Origin of the sequence: Undibacterium paludis (genome assembly GCF_022568815.1) — a bacterium.
GTDB lineage: Bacteria > Pseudomonadota > Gammaproteobacteria > Burkholderiales > Burkholderiaceae_D > Undibacterium.
The window spans coordinates 70,848-88,725 of sequence record NZ_JAKZHX010000009.1; the positions used below are offsets into that span (position 1 = coordinate 70,848).

Here is a 17,878-nt window from a genome sequence, read left to right on the forward strand (position 1 = left end):
CAAGCCTGGCCTGAGCGATGAAATCGTCACGACCAGTGTTCAGCGGGGATTACGCTGCTTCGCGGGAAGCCTTTTTACGCTCATGTTCTTTCAGGAAGCGTTTGCGCAGGCGAATACTCTTAGGTGTCACTTCAACCAGTTCGTCATCTTCAATGAACTCAACAGCATACTCAAGCGACAATTGAACTGGCGGCACCAGACGTACAGCCTCATCCGTACCGGAAGCGCGAACGTTAGTCAGTTGCTTGCCTTTGACAGGATTGACAACCAGATCATTATCACGCGAGTGGATACCGATGATCATGCCTTCATACACCGGGTCGTTGTGGCTGACGAACATGCGGCCGCGGTCTTGCAGTTTCCAGATGGCGTAAGCAACGGCAGCGCCATCTTCTTGTGAAATCAGCACGCCATTGCGACGACCAGCCATTTCACCTTTGGAATTGTCCACTGGCGCATAGTCATCAAACACATGGCTCATCAAGCCTGTGCCGCGCGTCAGGGTCATGAATTCGCCCTGGAAGCCGATCAAGCCACGTGCCGGGATACGGTATTCGAGACGCACACGGCCTTTGCCGTCCGGTTCCATGTTTTGCAAATCGCCACGACGACGACCGAGTTCTTCCATCACGCCACCCTGGTTGGCTTCTTCCACATCAACTGTCAGGTTTTCGTATGGCTCATGGCGTACACCATCCACCATTTTGAAGACCACGCGTGGACGTGACACTGCCAGCTCGAAACCCTCACGGCGCATGTTTTCGATCAGGATGGTCAGATGCAATTCACCACGACCAGACACTTCATAGGTGGAATCATCACCTTCAGCCTGCACAACACGCAGAGCCATGTTGGACTTCAATTCACGCTCAAGACGGTCACGGATTTGACGTGTCGTCACGAACTTGCCCTCACGGCCCGCCAGTGGAGAGCTATTGACCATGAAGTTCATCGTCAGGGTAGGCTCGTCGATCTTCAGCATCGGCAAGGCTTCCGGCGTATCTGGCGCGCAGATGGTGGAGCCGATACCAATTTCTTCAATACCATTGATCAGCACGATATCGCCAGCCAGCGCTTCTTCAACGACGACACGATCCAGCCCCTTGAAAGTCAATACCTGATTGATACGCGCCTTGGTTGGCTTGTCATCAGGGCCATTCATCCAGACCACGTCCTGCAAGCCTTTTACTCGGCCACGCAGGATACGGCCAACGCCGATTTTGCCAACGTAAGAAGAATATTCGAGGGAAGTAATTTGCAATTGCAGCGGACCATTCGGGTCATCTTCACGTGCAGGAACGTGCTGCAGGATGGCGTCGAACAAAGGCTCCATATTGCCGTCGCGCACGGTATCTTCCAGACCGGCATAGCCTTTGAAACCAGATGCATAAACAATAGGAAAATCCAGTTGTTCGTCAGTTGCACCGAGCTTGTCGAACAGTTCAAACGTCGCGTTAACTGCTTTTTGCGGGTCAGCGTTTTCACGGTCAATCTTGTTGACGACAACAATAGGTTTCAAACCCAGAGCCAGCGCCTTACGTGTCACAAAACGTGTTTGTGGCATAGGACCTTCTTGCGCATCCACCAACAACAGAACGCTGTCAACCATGGACAGGACGCGCTCGACTTCGCCGCCGAAGTCAGCATGGCCTGGGGTATCAACGATGTTGATATGCGTGCCTTTGTACTCGACAGCACAGTTTTTGGACAGAATGGTAATGCCACGCTCTTTTTCGATATCGTTGGAATCCATCACACGGGAATCAACCTGCTGGTTGTCACGGAAAGTGCCGGATTGACGCAATAATTGGTCAACCAGCGTGGTTTTGCCGTGGTCAACGTGGGCGATGATGGCGATGTTACGAATAGCGCGTTTTGAAATGGACATGATAGCGTTCTTATTGGGGTAAATCGGATAACCTGAGATTATAGCATGTTGCAACGCAAAAGCAGAAAAACTCCTATTATTTCAAGGAGTTGCTACAGAGCGATGACATTATTAAAGTTCAGTGGCAATCAGGCGCTCAGGTGCGAGTATGCCAAATTCCTGCAATTGGGCAGAACCCAGCAACCGCGCATCTGATTCACGATAGACGCGAACCCTGCCAATTTCAACGGGTAAAGACATTTTTTCATTCTGCAGGGCCAGACGCTGCCCATGCAAGAAGCGGCGTGACAACTCATCATTGAGGTAAACTGGCGCAAAACTGGACAAAAGTGCATCAACAGGAGCCAGCAAGGCCAGACGCTCGTCCTCCGATAATGTTTCCAGGTTTTCAAGAGTAATCGACTTTTCCAGCACCAGATGTCCCACACCTATGCGGCGCAATTCTTTCAAATGTGCACCACAACCGAGGGAGGCGCCTATATCCTCACCAAGCACGCGAACATAGGTTCCCTTGCTACACTTCACCCTCAAGCTCAGGAAAGGCGCCTCATAGGACAGCAGCTCCAGCTCATGAATCACCACATTACGTGCCTCACGCTCCAGCGTAACACCGGCACGGGCATATTCGTAAAGAGGCTTGCCGTCACGCTTGAGGGCAGAATACATGGGCGGCACTTGCTGTATGGGGCCGGTGAATTGCTGCAATACCTGCCTGATCCGATCAAGGCTGACACTGACCGCTTTTTGCTCCAGCACAGCTCCTTCGGTATCGCCCGTCTCAGTGGTGACACCCAGATGGACCACCGTGGTATAGGTCTTGTCAGCCTCCAGCAGGTCTTGCGAAAACTTGGTTGCTTCGCCAAAGCATAATGGCAGCAAACCCGTGGCAAACGGGTCCAGCGTACCGGTATGCCCCGCCTTCATGGCATTGAGCAAACGCTTGGACTTGATCAGCGCATCATTGCTGGAAAAGCCAACCGGCTTATCCAATAGCAATACGCCGTGTACCGGCACACGTTTTCTTTTCACTTGTGGAGTCGTCATGGTTTGGGCGGGCTAGCTACCCGCGCGTTCAATTTACATCGATCAGCTTTGTAGACTATCAGTCTTCGCCGTCATCTTTGGCGCGAGTCGCATTCGCTTCATCAATCAACCTGGACATGGCCATGCCACGAATGGTTGAGGTATCGTGGACGAAGTGCAACTGTGGCAAAGTATGTATGCGCAAGCGCAGACCGAGTTGATTGCGCAAGAAGCCTGCAGCCTTGGACAAGCCTTCAAGTGTACCCTTGATTGCAGCAGGATCATCAGCCAGTGTCGTGAAATACACTTTTGCATGTGCGTAGTCAGGAGTCAACTGCACTTCTGTCAGTGTGACCATGCCTACGCGCGGGTCTTTCAGTTCAGACCAGATGATTTCCGCAAGGTCTTTTTGAATCTGATCTGCAACACGCAAACCGCGACCTGGGATATTTTTACTATGTTTTGCCATAAATTCTTAATAATGCCATAAAGCACAACCCCGGAACTAGTCCGGGGTTATCTTGAATTACAGAGTACGTGCTATCTCTTGTACTTCAAATATTTCAAGCTGATCACCAACTTGAATGTCGTTGTAGCCTTTCAATGAAAGACCGCATTCCAGGCCAGCCTTGACTTCTTTGGCATCGTCCTTGTAACGCTTGAGGGAATCGAGCTCACCTGTCCAGGTGACCACGTTGTTACGCAGCAAACGAACGGAGGAAGTACGTTTGACCATACCATCGACTACCAGACAGCCGGCAATCGCACCAACCTTGCTGACCACGAAGACCTGGCGAATTTCGACCATACCAATGATCTGTTCGCGCTTCTCTGGGGCCAACATACCAGACAGGGCTGCCTTCACTTCATCTACCGCGTCGTAAATGATGTTGTAATAGCGAATATCAACGCCGTTCGACTCTGCCAGTTTGCGGGCAGACGCATCGGCACGGGTATTAAAGCCGATGATGACTGCCTTGGAGGCCACCGCCAGGTTGACGTCGGATTCAGAAATACCACCAACTGCTGCATGTACGACCTGTACACGCACTTCGCTGGTCGACAATTTGACCAAGGACTGCACCAATGCTTCCTGCGAACCTTGCACGTCGGTCTTGACGATGATAGGCAGGTTCTTGACTTCGCCTTCACCCATGTTTTCAAACATGTTTTCGAGCTTGGCAGCTTGCTGTTTCGCCAGCTTGACGTCGCGGAATTTACCTTGACGGAACAAGGCGATTTCACGCGCTTTGCGCTCATCAGCCATCACCATGACTTCTTCGCCAGCTGACGGCACTTCTGTCAAGCCCTGAATTTCTACCGGGATGGAAGGGCCAGCCTCGGAGATATTCGCACCGTTTTCGTCCAGCATCGCACGAACACGACCGTAAGAAGAACCGGCCAGAACCACGTCACCACGCTTCAAGGTACCAGACTGCACCAGAATAGTGGCAACAGTACCGCGACCCTTATCCAGACGCGCTTCCACGACCAGACCTTTGGCAGGCGCCTCGATCGGCGCTTTCAATTCCAGCACCTCAGCCTGCAGCAATACGTTTTCGAGCAGCGAATCTATACCCTGCCCCGTTTTGGCGGAAACAGGCACAAACGGAGAATCCCCACCATATTCTTCAGGGACCACACTTTCAGCGATCAACTCTTGCGTTACACGGTCGGAGTTCGCAGCTGGCTTATCAATCTTGTTGATGGCAACAACCAGCGGAACGCCCGCTGCTTTCGCATGCGAAATCGCTTCTTTGGTTTGCGGCATCACGCCGTCATCAGCTGCCACGACCAGGATAACGATATCAGTCGCCTTGGCGCCACGGGCACGCATCGCAGTAAACGCTTCGTGACCTGGCGTATCCAGGAAGGTGATCATGCCGCGCGGTGTTTCTACGTGATAGGCACCGATATGCTGGGTAATGCCACCAGCTTCGCCAGATGCCACTTTGGCCCGGCGGATGTAATCAAGGAGAGAAGTTTTACCATGGTCAACGTGACCCATGACAGTCACTACCGGCGCACGCGGGAATGCCTCATATTCAGCATGTTCAGCAGCATCCGTCAGCATGGCTTCCGGATCATCGAGTTTTGCCGCGAAAGCCTTGTGACCCATTTCTTCAACCAGGATCATTGCTGTTTCTTGATCCAGCACCTGATTGATCGTACACATCTGCCCCAGCTTCATCAAATGCTTGATGACTTCAGAAGCCTTCACCGACATCTTGTGCGCCAACTCTGCAACCGTCAGGGTTTCCGGCACAAACACGTCTTTGACGATGGCTTCAACCGGTGCCTGGAAATTGCTTTCGCGCTCGTCATGATGCGAATTACGACGACCTTTAGGCCCACCCTTCCAGCCATCACGGCCGCCAGAGGTATCACCACGCGTCTTCAGGCCACCACCACGCTTCTTGGCAGCATCCTCCTGCCAGGTTGAAGACACATTGGCAGATTTGATTGCCTTCTTGTCGCCAACGGCCGGTTTTTTCTCGTCTTTTTTATCTGCAGGTGCGCCTGGCTTTTTCTCAGCCGCTTTTTTATCCGCAGGCTTGTGCAGAGTACCTTCGGCAACCTTGGGTGCAGCCGCCGGAGCAGGCTCAGCAGCCTTGGCCGGACGACGCGCAGCGTTCATCATTTCTTTGATCTGGGCTACTTCGTCGGCAACTGCTTTTCTTGCTTTCTCAGTAGCGGCCGCACGTTCTGCCGCCTCTTTTGCATCGGCAGCAGCTTTTTTCTTTGTCTCTTCTGCGTCATGACGTTTTCTATCTTCGTCAGACTGGGAAGGTTTAACATCAGCAACATCAACCACTTTCGCCGCAGCAGCCTGCTCGGCTTTCAGCCTTTCAGCCTCAGCCTTGGCAGCTTCAGCCAATTCAGCTTCGCGCATGGCCTGAGCCTGCGCTTCTTTTTCCGCTTCAAGCTTGGCCAGACGCTCCTGCTTCTCCAGCAATTCAGCTTCCTGACGTGCGATCAATTCAGCTTCCTGGCGCGCTTCTTCATCACGACGTGCCTGCTCAGCAGCATCAACGACAGGAACGGCCGCAGCGACTGGCGCATCATCAACGGGGGCGTCATCACGCTTGACGAAAGTGCGTTTCTTGCGCACTTCAACCTGAATGGTACGAGACTTCCCAGTCGCATCGGCTTGCTTGATCTCGGTTGTTTCCTTGCGAGTCAAGGTGATTTTCTTCTTTTCAGTGTCCGCAGAAACGCCATGGGAACGACGCAGATGTTCCAGCAATTTATCTTTGTCTTCCTTTGTCAGCGAATCTGACGTTGAGCTCTTACTGACGCCCGCCGCACGCAATTGCGTGAGCAGCAAATCTGCTGACATCTTTAGCTCGGTTGCAAATTGGGCTACATTGTTACTCGCCATTCAGTCCTCTTTTTCTATGTGCGCGTTATGAGATTGAAACCCGTGAATTACTTAGCTTCTACGAGTTTCCAGGCTTTGGCTAACAACGCCTTGGCCTGATCATCATATTTAGCGTCGATGAGTTTCATCTCATCATCGGTCACATCTTCAAATGCATCTTTAATTAATTGACGGGCGCGGTCGGCAGACAATGCCAGGATCGCACCAAATTCGTCATAAGCCAATCCGGCGAATGCCGTCAGGGTCTTGATTCCAGCCAAACCCAGCTTGCCGGCAGTTACGCGGGTCATACCATCGAGACTGACCAATTCATCGTCCATACCTTCGAGACCTTCTTCAGAAGCAATTGCCTCTGTCAACAAAGCATCACGAGCGCGGTTACGCAATTCATTGACAGTGTCTTCGTCAAATGCATCGATTTCCAGCATTTCGCTGATCGGTACGTAAGCGATTTCTTCCAGGCTGGAAAAGCCTTCATCAACCAGGATGTCCGCAACTTCCTGATCCACATCAAGTTTCTCCATGAACAGGCTGCGGATACCGGCAGATTCCTGCTCGGCCTTGTTCGCAGACTCTTCGGCGGTCATGATATTGATTTGCCAGCCAGTCAGTTCGGCTGCCAGGCGGACATTTTGACCACTGCGGCCAATGGCTATCGCCAGGTTTTCTTCGTCGACAACGACGTCCATGCCATGCTTTTCTTCATCTACCATAATAGAAGAAACATTGGCAGGCGCCAGTGCGCCAATGACAAACTGCGCCGGATCTTCAGACCACAGTACGATGTCGACACGTTCTCCACCCAGCTCACCAGTTACCGCCTGTACACGCGAACCGCGCATACCGACACAGGTGCCGATAGGGTCAATACGTTTGTCATTGGTGTGAACGGCAATTTTTGCGCGCACGCCAGGATCACGCGCAGCAGACTTGATTACCAGGGAGCCTTGCTCGATCTCCGGCACTTCCAGTTCGAACAGCTTCATGATGAATTCTGGCGCCGTACGCGACAAGATCACTTGCGGTCCGCGAGCATTGCGATCTATGCGCAAAATATAAGCACGAACACGATCACCAACGCGCAGGTTTTCCTTAGGAATCATCTGATCGCGCGGCAGACGGGCTTCGATCTTACCCGATTCGACCACAGCCTCACCGCGCTCCATGCGCTTGATGGTACCAGTTACCAGGGAATCGCCACGCTCAAGGAAGTCAGCCAGAATCTGCTCACGTTCCGCATCACGAATACGCTGCAAGACTACCTGTTTTGTGTCCTGAGCAAAGCGGCGACCAAAATCGACCGATTCGATTTCTTCTTCGATGTAATCACCGACCTGGATTTCCGGGTCATCTTCGACTGCTTCAAAATGCAATATCTCCTGATCCGGCAATTGCAGGCCCGCTTCATCAGGCACAACGTGCCAGCGGCGGAAAGACCTGAATTCACCCGTATCACGGTCGATTTCTACACGAATATCAACCTCACCCGGAAAACGTTTTTTTGTCGCTTGCGCCAAAGCATGCTCCAACGCTCCGAAAACGACTTCTTCATCGACGTTTTTTTCACGCGCCAGCACATCCACCAATAACAACAAATCACGACTCATGCTTTGCGACTCCTAAAATCCACTTGCGGCACAAGGCGTGCCTTATCCACATCGGCGAGCGTAAACTCCAGCATGGCCGACCCATCTTTTACTTCAAATTCCAGCTTCAGATTCTCACCTTCGGGTTCGTGCAGCACTCCCTCAAAAGTCTTGCGATTGGGGGTGCCCGGCATAGGCATGCGCAATTTCACATTTGCTTTTTCACCGGCAAAACGCACATAGTCAGCCAGTTTCTTGAGCGGCCGGTCCAAACCGGGCGAAGACACTTCAAGGCGGCTGTAATTGACATTTTCAACCATCAGGACGTGGGACAACTGGTGACTGACTTTTTCGCAGTCTTCCACCATGATATTGCCGCGCTCCAGATCTTCAGGCAAATAATCAATATAAACCCTGAGCAAGCCACGCTCGGCCTGCTCAAAGTCCACCAGATCATATCCAGTACCGTTGACGGTCTTTTCTATCAAATCCAACAAAGCCAAACTTATTCTCCGAAAAACACAGCCTTACATTCTACAAATCAGGCAAAAACCTGCGCAGGCCCTGAGCAATACAAGACATTGAACGTTGCACCGCAACTATCCAAATAATATGCAATCGCCAAAACCAAAAAAAAATGGGCAACTGCCCATCTTTTTTGTAGCACCCTGTTTTGAATCAAACAAAGGAAAAATCTTCTAACTACAAGATTATAAACGATAAATTACCTCGTCGCAATGGAAAACGAGGTAATTTCAACACGCTCACTGCCCACAAAACGACTGAGGCCATCAAAACGCATCACACACCGCGTGAACGCCTGCGTGCTGCAATACCCTGCCCGATTGCCTGCCCACTGCCACGCGCGGTAGGGCCGCGACGTTGCTGTCCGGCATCAGGAAAACCAAGGGCAGTCTGCAAAGGATCAGGCTGACGACTGCGCTTTTTGCCATTGGCATTATTACCAGTACCACCGGCATTGCCGCCCGCCTTGTTGCCATTAGAATTGCCGCTACGACCTGCACCGTACTCACCACGTCCGCCAGACATGGGGAAACCTACCTGCTTCTGGGTAAATGGACCGGAGCCAAAACCCGGCGCCTTGTTGCCAAACTTACCAGCTCCCTTACCTTGCACAGGCTTGTCACCACCGGCTTTTTCCAGGCCACTTAATTTAAGCAGACTGCGGACTGCGTCTTCTTCCAGCTCCTCCCAGCGACCACGCTTGAGATGAGCAGGCAAAGTCATTGCACCATAACGTGTACGTATCAGACGCGATACCGTCAGACCAACCGCTTCGAACATACGGCGAACCTCACGATTACGACCTTCGCCAATAATCACGCGATACCACTTATTGACACCCTCACCACCACCATCAGTGATCTTTGAGAATTGCGCCATACCATCTTCGAGCTCAACACCTGCCAGCAAACGCTGACGCATACCCTCTTCCAGCTCACCAAGGGTGCGCACAGCGTACTCACGCTCAATACCATAACGTGGGTGCATCAGACGGTTCGCCAGGTCACCCGATGTCGTAAACAGCAACAGTCCTTCTGTGTTGTAATCGAGGCGCCCGACTGCCAGCCACTTGCCAACCTTCATGCTTGGCAAACTCTCAAATACAGATGCCCGCCCCTCCGGGTCATTGGTGCTGACAATTTCACCAGCCGGCTTGTGATAAATCAGTACACGCGGTGGTTTTTTACTGACTTTGCGCATGATGGGCTTGCCATTGATGCGAACTTGATCAGTAGGCAAAATTCTTTGCCCTATATGAGCCGGCTCGCCATTCACGGATACGCGACCAGCAACAATCAGATCTTCCATGTCGCGACGGGAACCAAGGCCAGCCTCGGCCAATACCTTGTGCAATTTTGGCGCATCGTCATCAGCAGTCAAATCACGGCGCACAGGCTTAGCACGCCCCTTACCCTTGGCAGCTTCGTCATAATGTGCAGCATCATAGGCTTCTGAAGTGACGAAAGAAAACACGTCATCAGCAGTATGCGAGCCCGAACGACCGCCGCGCACCTGATCGGGACGCTTGGATTTCCCTCCCTTGCCAGCCGCATTTTGACGCGGGCCACGCTCGCTGCGCTCTGCGCGCGCCGGACGCTCACCACGCTCAGACTTATCTGCGCGATCACCATGATCAGCACGCTCACCTCGTGGCGCACGCTCAGTCCTTGGAGCCTGAACCTGTTCCGCAACGACCGCAGCCTCAGGGGTAACCGGCGCCTCCAGAGGAGTCGCCACCTGCTCTGCTGCGTCCAGCTTTGGCTTGCGAGCATTCGCACGCGGCGCTCGCGGCGCACGTGGCTTCTTGACTGGCGCATCCACAGGTGGCGGCTCTGCTACTGCAACTTCAGCACCGGCATCTGCCACTTGATCCGCCCCCTCTTGCTTGGGCCGGGTGCGACGCATATTACGCGGGCCGCGCACAGCACGCTTTGCCGGTTTCGCATCATCCGCACCAGAGGCATCGTTGTCATTGGCGCCCGCACCGCCATCAGCTTGGTCAGCATTTACATCTTCAGGATTCATTGGATTCATTCTTTATTTCTATTGCAGGCAACTGACTGTCAGCAGCGCCCGGTACACTATCCGGCACTGCGATTCCAGCCGCCTGATCACTCAATTGCGTGACATGTTGAGCATCTCCCTCAACCTCACTTACTTCCTCAACTATTTCTTCTGTTACTTCCAGATCCGACTCCAGACGTGCCGTCGCCTCATCTGCCACCAGGGTCACAATCTCACTTTGCCCCACCTCCTCAGCAGCATGCTCGTGAGTCGCAAGCGACAAATCTACCTCATGTTGCCCAGGTGTAGCAGCCGACACCCCACCATCATTCCCCAGATCTGCCTCACCTGGATCATTCTCACCCGAATCATCTTGCCCAGGCGTAGGAAGACCTCTCCCTGCATCCACATCATTTGCGTTTTCAGCAACATCAATCAAAGAGGCAGCATCCGAATCAACGCACGGCTCCCCGACAGCGCCGGGCACTCCCGATTCAGTCACTTCAGACGGTGAACTGGCCTCGCTTACCAATACTTCAATCTCATCACTGGCAACGGAAACAGATACCGGAGCCTCCTCAATGGCGGCAAACATGCCTCCATTGAGCGCCCCAAGTTCTGGCGCCGCCTCTTCAACCACATCCTTGGTGACTTGCTGTAAAGGTGGCAGCTGATCCAGCGAAGACAAACCCAGGTCATCAAGAAATTGCCTGGTTGTGGCAAACAGGGAGGGCCTTCCCGGCACATCCCTGTGACCTATGGTTTCTATCCAGCCACGGTCTTCCAGCGTCTTGATCATCTGCGATGCCACGGTCACACCACGAATTTCTTCGATATCGCCACGCGTAACCGGTTGCCTGTATGCAATAATCGCCAGCGTTTCCAGGGTAGCGCGCGAGTATTTAGGTGGCTTTTCAGGATTTAACCTGTCTATATAGGCGCGCATTTCCGGCCGGCTCTGGAAACGCCAGCCGGTTGACAATGCAACCAGCTCTATACCCTTATCAGACCATTCATTGCGCAGCCCCTCAAGCATCAGCTTGATAGTATCAGCACCGACCACCTCACCTTGGTCATCTGCCTCTTGGAACAGCTTCTTCATGGTATTTACCGTCAGCGGCTCGGGCGCGCATAACAAGGCTGTTTCGAGGACTCGCTTTGCCTCAGCAGTATTCATGCAAATATTAAGTACACGGGTTTATTTAGTTGATGTTATGCAGCAAGGCAAACAAGCAACTGCCTGCCCATGCTCACATCAGTTTTGTATTAATTAAATTTGTTGCCACCAATCCGGCAGCAACGCCCTTAATGCGGGCGGCTAGGGGTGATATAGAACGCTCAAGGAACTTGGCAGCGCATCATCCCTAAAATTAGTAGACACTGGATTGTAGTCCAGAAATTCACAGAGAATCAAAAATATCGTCAACAAACAATAAAAAAGCCACGCCATACTACAGCTTTTTCATTTTTATTCCATCAGCAAGGGACATCAAGACCCGAAAAGGCCGCTATTTCATCAAGACCTTTTGAAGCGACATTACTGATTCAATCACATGAAACTCAACCACACAGGTCCATTCTTAAAGCCAAAACGGGCAAAAGCGAGGTATGAGATTACCACAGCTTGACGAATTTTACTCAAGAACACACTTACTTCACCATGTTAATATTTCATTTATTACAACAAGCTATTCGAGCTATTGTTGCAGCAGATAATATCTGCCCCCCCCTAAATCACGAACAGACGATGCAACCTACCCCACTCCAAATTATCCGCCACACGGGCTACAAACAGATTCTCATTGATGTATTGTGCATATATTCATTCAGACACACTTCACGAAAGATGCCAGCGGCGCTCCGCATTCACGCAATTGTGTCATATACTTTTTTCTGCACACTCCTGCCGACAGGCTTATTGGGTGCATTGATTGCCACAGCTGCCAGTTTCGATTACACCAAAGCAAAAACATCGACGGAAAAAGCCATATGCAATGAATTGCCCTCGCCTGAACTTGATGGCAAAATTGCACTGGCATTCAATACAGCAAAAGAATTGTGGCCGTCAGACACCTGGCAACGCCCTATCCGGCGCGAACAACTGGAGTAAAAAGCCTTGACCTCCAGTGCAAGGCGAATGTTACCCGCCTGTAGGCAGAATATGAGTGACGCCTGCTTTTGCTGCATCAACCCGCACTTAAGTTTGACTTACACTAATTGGCGGAATTACATGAATATCGAACTCGACCATACCATCATCCCTTCTCACAATCAGCAAGCCTCAGCCAAGATGCTGGCCGACCTTCTTGGCGTACCATGGGCGCCAACTTCCCAGGGACCATTTTCACCCGTATTTATCAATGAGGGCCTGACTTTTGATTTTATTGAAACGACAGAAAAATTCCCCATCTTCCACTTCTGCTTTCGCGTCAGCCAGCAAAAGTTTGATGAAATTCTGGGGCGCATCAAAACGGCAGGCATCCCTTTCCGCAGCTCTGTATTCGGCCCCATGGATGGGCAGATCAATACAGACTATGGCGGAAATCTGATTTACTGGAATGAGCCTGATGGGCATATGTGGGAAATGCTGACAGTAAGCTATGCACGCCAGGAAAGCAAAAACCCTTGATTATTTCTAATCAAGGGTTTGAATACTTGGTTGCGGGGGCAGGATTTGAACCTACGACCTTCGGGTTATGAGCCCGACGAGCTGCCAGACTGCTCCACCCCGCGTCTGAAGAATGAAACTATACATGATTTTGCTGCTCTGCGCAATTCTTTTCTGGTTTCAGGACTATTGCAGCAGTTGGGCAGACCGGTGTTACACTCTGCAAATCTGCCAATTTTCATTCTTTTTTCTCATGAGATTCTGTTCCGAATGCGCGACCCCGGTCGTCCTGCAAATACCAGTTGATGATACGCGTGAACGTTTTGTGTGCCCGTCCTGCAGTACCATACATTATCAAAATCCGAAAATGGTTGTTGGCTCCATTCCGGCATGGGAGGAAAACGGCGTTACCAAGATATTGCTATGCAAACGCGCCATAGAACCGCGCCTGGGGTACTGGACATTGCCGGCGGGTTTTATGGAAAACAATGAAACAACCTCGCAGGCCGCGCAACGGGAAACAGCAGAAGAAGCTGGCGCCAACATCAAGTTGCATGACCTGTTTTCGATCCTGAATGTGCCACATGTCCATCAGGTGCATTTGTTTTACCGCGCCACATTGCTGGACCTGAATTACGCAGCCGGCGTGGAAAGTCTTGAAGTCGCCTTGTTTTCAGAAGAACAGATTCCCTGGGACGATATTGCCTTCCCGACGATAAGCCATACCCTGAAATTTTTCTTCAACGATCTTGCCAGGGTAAAAGAAGGTGGACAATTCCGGGTACATGAATACGATATTTTCAAACCCATGCGAGACGGATGATATCTGCGCATGAACACGTCAGATTGGGTGGCCAGCCACCCTTTTTCATCCGTTCCGCCGCCATCACCAACTGGTCTCACGCTCTGCCGTCGATGAAATTTTATGTATCGATAAATCGGCCCCTTCAAATTCTCCCTCAGCGTCCAGACGTATACCCACCAGTTTTTTCAGGCTGCCATAAATCACAAAGCCACCGATCAATGCAATGGCGACGCCCATGGTGGTACCAATAATTTGCGACATCAGACTGACACCACCAAGACCGCCTAACGACTTCAGACCAAAAATACCTGCTGCAACCCCACCCCATGCACCACACAGTCCGTGCAAAGGCCAGACACCCAGGACATCATCAACCTTCCATTTATTCTGCGTCCAGGTAAACATCCAGACAAAAATTGCCCCAGCCACGCCACCGGTTACCAAGGCGCCCAATGGATGCATGAGATCAGAACCAGCACACACTGCCACCAGACCCGCCAAAGGGCCGTTATAGACAAAACCTGGATCATTTTTACCCATGATGAAGGCAATCAAAGTGCCGCCGACCAACGCCATCAACGAGTTGATGGCAACCAATCCATTCATTTTATCCAGGGTCTGGGCACTCATGACATTGAAACCGAACCAGCCTACCGTCAATATCCAGGCTCCCAGAGCCAGAAAGGGAATGCTTGATGGCGGGTGAGCCGCAATCGCACCATTTTTCATATACCGCCCGCGACGGGCGCCAAGCAACAACACTGCCGGCAAAGCCACCCAGCCGCCAAATGCATGAACCACGACAGAGCCGGCAAAATCATGGAATTCTTGCGAAAATACCCCTTTTAACCAGGCCTGTATGCCAAAACGCTGATTCCAGGCTATCCCTTCAAACAAGGGGTACAAAACACCAACCAGAATTGCTGTCGCAATCAATTGCGGATGAAATTTGGCCCGCTCTGCTATGCCACCAGAAATAATCGCCGGTATGGCGGCAGCAAAAGTCAGCAGGAAAAAGAATTTAACCAGCTCAAAACCATTTTTGGCTACAAGCACCTCGGCCCCTGAGTAAAACTGTACGCCATAGGCGACGCTGTAGCCAACAAAAAAATAGGCAATTGTGGACACGGCAAAATCAACGAGAATCTTGACCAGGGCATTGACCTGATTTTTCTTACGCACCGTACCCAGCTCCAAAAACGCAAAACCGGCATGCATTGCTAGTATCATGATGGCACCGAGTAAGATAAATAAGGCGTCGGCGCTACTATTTTGTGCATTCATACTAAACATCTCCCAATTTAAGTGCAGATTTTTATGAAAAGTGCACCAATAAAGCAAAATACATTCCAATTTAGTGCAAATTGATAAGTAATTGATTTAATGAATATTTTTTATTTAGACTTTTTTCTTTACCAACGAAATGCACCGAAACATGGCGCTTTTATGGTGCATGGTTTTGCCCTGCACATGCGTGCGAGGTCGATTTGATACCCTGGCTGGAATCTGATGACCCATTCCCTCACCCTAGCACCGCATTGCAAGACGAAGACGGTGCTGCCGGCTTGCTGGCCGCAGGTGCCGACCTTTCTGCTGCAAGATTGCTATATGCCTATAAAAATGGCATCTTTCCCTGGTTTTCCGAAGGTCAGCCCATACTCTGGTGGTCTACCGATCCTCGCATGGTGTTACAGGTCCAGGACTTCAAGCTTTCTGACAGCCTGAAAAAGCGCTTGCGAAAAATCGGCAAAGACCCACGCTGGGAAGTGCGCTTTGATACCGCCTTTGAAGAAGTCATGCGGGCCTGTGCCGCACCGCGCAAGACGGGTCCCGGCACCTGGATTTCAGACGAAATCGTAGCCGGCTATACGGAATTGCACGAGCTTGGTTATGCGCATTCGTCAGAAGTGTGGCTGGACGGCGAGCTGGTGGGCGGCGCCTATGGCGTATGCATAGGCAGGATGTTCTATGGCGAATCGATGTTTGCCAGGGTCACCGATGCTTCTAAAATTGCCCTGGCTCATTTAGTATTTTTCTTGCGTGCACATGATGTGAAAATGATAGACTGCCAGCAAGAGACAGCACATTTGGCATCACTTGGAGCAAAAGCGATCAGCCGCAGCGATTTTTTGTCCTGGGTTAATCATGCCTGCAACCTGCCTGCCATTGAACATTGGATCATTACCGACAAGATCAGCCCGTGACCCAGCTTAACGAATTACCATTTGCCAGCATACAGTTTTATGCAACAGCGCCCTACCCTTGCAGCTATCTTGATGGCTTGCAGGCACGTTCACAAGTGGCCACACCTGCGCATCTGATCAATGCCGACGCTTATTCAGAACTGGTGAAAAGCGGTTTTCGTCGTAGCGGCATCTTTATTTACCGCCCTCATTGTGACAATTGCCAGGCTTGCACTCCGGTACGCGTGCGCGTTGACGCATTTGAGCCCAATCGCAGCCAACGCCGCGCATGGAAAAAACACGGTAATCTGCATGCACGCGTGAGCAGCCTTAGCTATGTACAGGAACACTATGAACTGTATCAGCGTTATCAGGGGCAACGTCACTCTGGTGGCGGAATGGACCATGACAGCCGTGATCAGTATGCACAATTCCTGCTGCAAAGCCGGGTAAATACGCGGCTGGTGGAATTCCGTGATGAGCAGGATATCTTGCGCATGGTTAGCATCATCGATGTGCTGACCGATGGCTTGTCATCAGTTTATACCTTTTATGATCCTGACGATGTAACTGCATCGTATGGCACCTTCAACGTGCTGTGGCAAATAGAGCAGACACGTTTGTTGAATCTGCCTTATGTTTACCTTGGTTACTGGATTGCCGCCAGCCCCAAGATGGCATACAAAACCAATTTCAGGCCGCTTGATGCCTTGATGCAGGGACGTTGGCAAACCTTGCAGGAAGACTGACAGATATACTGTCACGCCTCCTCAGGCTTCGACCAACTTATCACTTATTTTCAACACTTCTCCCTTATTATTCCATGCCAGCGAAACTTCTTTACTCCCTGGTCCGCCCTGCCCTGTTTGCAATGGACCCGGAAAATGCCCATCACCTTACCTTGCCAGCCCTGCAACGCGCCAGCAAACTCGGGCTCGGCGGCATACTGGGCAAACCTGCTGAAGATACGCGCACGGTCATGGGTATAAGCTTCCCCAATCCGGTTGGTCTGGCAGCAGGCCTGGACAAGGACGGCGCTTATATCGACGGCCTCGCCTCAATGGGTTTTGGCTCCATAGAAATCGGGACCGTCACACCCAGAGCGCAGGCAGGCAACCCAAAACCGCGCATGTTTCGCCTGCCACAGGCAGAAGCGATCATCAATCGCATGGGCTTCAACAATGGGGGCGTTGATGCATTCGTCAAAAATGTGCAATCTTCACGTTTTTATCAAGACAAACAAGGCGTACTGGGTCTGAACATAGGCAAAAATGCTGATACCCCGATAGAAAAGGCCGCAGAAGACTACCTGCACTGCCTGACCAAAGTCTATCCTTACGCCAGCTATGTCACAGTGAATATTTCCTCGCCCAACACCAAGAACCTGCGTCAACTGCAAGGCGCGACTGAACTTGATGCCTTGCTGTTACAACTGAAAGATGCTCAGCAACGTCTGGCTGACGAACATAAACGCTATGTGCCGGTGGCACTGAAAATTGCCCCCGATATCGATGCAGAACAAATCAAGACGATTGCAGAAGCCTTGATGCGTCACAGGATAGATGGCGTCATCGCCACCAATACCACGATTACCCGTGATGCCGTACAAGGCCTGCCACATGCAGAAGAAACCGGGGGTCTGTCTGGCAAACCCGTATTTGAATTATCGAATCGGGTCATTCGCGCACTGAAAGCTGAACTGGGCAGCGAATTACCCATCATTGGTGTAGGCGGGATTTTTTCCGGTTCAGATGCCGCCAGCAAAATGCAGGCAGGCGCAACCCTGGTGCAATTGTATTCCGGCCTGATCTATCAGGGCCCAGCCCTGGTCAAAGAATGCGCCGACGCTTTAAGACAACTTAAACAGATTTAAA

Annotated in this window: 15 protein-coding genes and 1 tRNA gene; 6 read left to right on the top strand and 10 right to left on the bottom strand. The window is 51.4% G+C overall.

The annotated features are described in order from the left end of the window. Nucleotides 1-49: 49 nt before the first annotated feature. The 8 genes from typA to scpB all read right to left on the bottom strand — a co-directional run bounded on the left by typA (nucleotide 50) and on the right by scpB (nucleotide 11,585). Nucleotides 50-1,888, bottom strand: a complete 1,839-nt coding sequence (gene typA / locus LZ463_RS16110) for a translational GTPase TypA (RefSeq protein WP_241456843.1) — start codon at nucleotides 1,886-1,888, stop codon at nucleotides 50-52. A 111-nt stretch (nucleotides 1,889-1,999) separates the two neighbouring features. Further along, nucleotides 2,000-2,932: a tRNA pseudouridine(55) synthase TruB gene (gene truB, locus LZ463_RS16115; RefSeq protein ID WP_241456844.1), complete on the bottom strand. Its 933-nt coding sequence runs from the start codon at nucleotides 2,930-2,932 to the stop codon at nucleotides 2,000-2,002. Between the two features lie 58 nt (nucleotides 2,933-2,990). Beyond that, nucleotides 2,991-3,380 (bottom strand): 30S ribosome-binding factor RbfA, encoded by a 390-nt coding sequence (gene rbfA, locus LZ463_RS16120; RefSeq protein WP_241456845.1) that lies wholly within the window; start codon nucleotides 3,378-3,380, stop codon nucleotides 2,991-2,993. Nucleotides 3,381-3,437: 57 nt separating this feature from the next. After that, a complete protein-coding gene (gene infB / locus LZ463_RS16125) occupies nucleotides 3,438-6,293 on the bottom strand; it encodes a translation initiation factor IF-2 (protein ID WP_241456846.1) in 2,856 nt (951 codons plus the stop codon). A 47-nt stretch (nucleotides 6,294-6,340) separates the two neighbouring features. After that, nucleotides 6,341-7,900: a transcription termination factor NusA gene (gene nusA, locus LZ463_RS16130; RefSeq protein ID WP_241456847.1), complete on the bottom strand. Its 1,560-nt coding sequence runs from the start codon at nucleotides 7,898-7,900 to the stop codon at nucleotides 6,341-6,343. Further along, entirely contained in the window at nucleotides 7,897-8,382 is a 486-nt protein-coding gene (gene rimP, locus LZ463_RS16135; protein ID WP_241456848.1) for a ribosome maturation factor RimP, read from the bottom strand. The genes nusA and rimP overlap by 4 nt, the downstream gene beginning before the upstream one ends. Nucleotides 8,383-8,680: 298 nt before the next feature. After that, nucleotides 8,681-10,309 carry a pseudouridine synthase gene (locus LZ463_RS16140; RefSeq protein ID WP_489686127.1) on the bottom strand — a complete coding sequence of 543 codons (1,629 nt, stop codon included), beginning with the start codon at nucleotides 10,307-10,309 and terminating at the stop codon, nucleotides 8,681-8,683. A 109-nt stretch (nucleotides 10,310-10,418) separates the two neighbouring features. Further along, a complete protein-coding gene (scpB, locus tag LZ463_RS16145) occupies nucleotides 10,419-11,585 on the bottom strand; it encodes an SMC-Scp complex subunit ScpB (protein ID WP_241456849.1) in 1,167 nt (388 codons plus the stop codon). A gap of 447 nt (nucleotides 11,586-12,032) precedes the next feature. Between scpB and LZ463_RS16150 the strand changes: the two genes are divergently transcribed. Together LZ463_RS16150 and LZ463_RS16155 are read left to right on the top strand one after the other, a co-directional pair. Beyond that, nucleotides 12,033-12,518: a lysozyme inhibitor LprI family protein gene (locus LZ463_RS16150; protein ID WP_241456850.1), complete on the top strand. Its 486-nt coding sequence runs from the start codon at nucleotides 12,033-12,035 to the stop codon at nucleotides 12,516-12,518. 120 nt (nucleotides 12,519-12,638) lie between these two features. Continuing rightward, a complete protein-coding gene (locus LZ463_RS16155; protein WP_241456851.1) occupies nucleotides 12,639-13,037 on the top strand; it encodes a VOC family protein in 399 nt (132 codons plus the stop codon). Between the two features lie 27 nt (nucleotides 13,038-13,064). Here LZ463_RS16155 and LZ463_RS16160 read toward each other — a convergent pair. Beyond that, nucleotides 13,065-13,141 (bottom strand) — tRNA-Met (locus LZ463_RS16160). A gap of 128 nt (nucleotides 13,142-13,269) precedes the next feature. Here LZ463_RS16160 and LZ463_RS16165 point away from each other — a divergent pair. Then, the gene (locus LZ463_RS16165; protein WP_241456852.1) at nucleotides 13,270-13,839 is read left to right on the top strand and encodes an NUDIX hydrolase; all 570 of its coding nucleotides are present in this window, start codon (nucleotides 13,270-13,272) and stop codon (nucleotides 13,837-13,839) included. A 63-nt stretch (nucleotides 13,840-13,902) separates the two neighbouring features. Here the strand turns inward: LZ463_RS16165 and LZ463_RS16170 are convergent, their stop codons facing one another. Next, nucleotides 13,903-15,105: an ammonium transporter gene (locus tag LZ463_RS16170; protein WP_241456853.1), complete on the bottom strand. Its 1,203-nt coding sequence runs from the start codon at nucleotides 15,103-15,105 to the stop codon at nucleotides 13,903-13,905. Between the two features lie 203 nt (nucleotides 15,106-15,308). Here LZ463_RS16170 and aat point away from each other — a divergent pair, with 203 nt between their 5' ends. The 3 genes from aat to LZ463_RS16185 all read left to right on the top strand — a co-directional run bounded on the left by aat (nucleotide 15,309) and on the right by LZ463_RS16185 (nucleotide 17,877). Further along, nucleotides 15,309-16,025 carry a leucyl/phenylalanyl-tRNA--protein transferase gene (gene aat / locus LZ463_RS16175; RefSeq protein WP_241456854.1) on the top strand — a complete coding sequence of 239 codons (717 nt, stop codon included), beginning with the start codon at nucleotides 15,309-15,311 and terminating at the stop codon, nucleotides 16,023-16,025. Further along, complete coding sequence (locus LZ463_RS16180) at nucleotides 16,022-16,753, top strand: arginyltransferase (RefSeq protein ID WP_241456855.1); 732 nt, start codon at nucleotides 16,022-16,024, stop codon at nucleotides 16,751-16,753. The genes aat and LZ463_RS16180 overlap by 4 nt, the downstream gene beginning before the upstream one ends. Before the next feature lie 74 nt (nucleotides 16,754-16,827). Next, nucleotides 16,828-17,877, top strand: coding sequence for a quinone-dependent dihydroorotate dehydrogenase (locus LZ463_RS16185; protein WP_241456856.1), 1,050 nt, complete (start codon nucleotides 16,828-16,830; stop codon nucleotides 17,875-17,877). Nucleotide 17,878 lies beyond the last annotated feature (1 nt).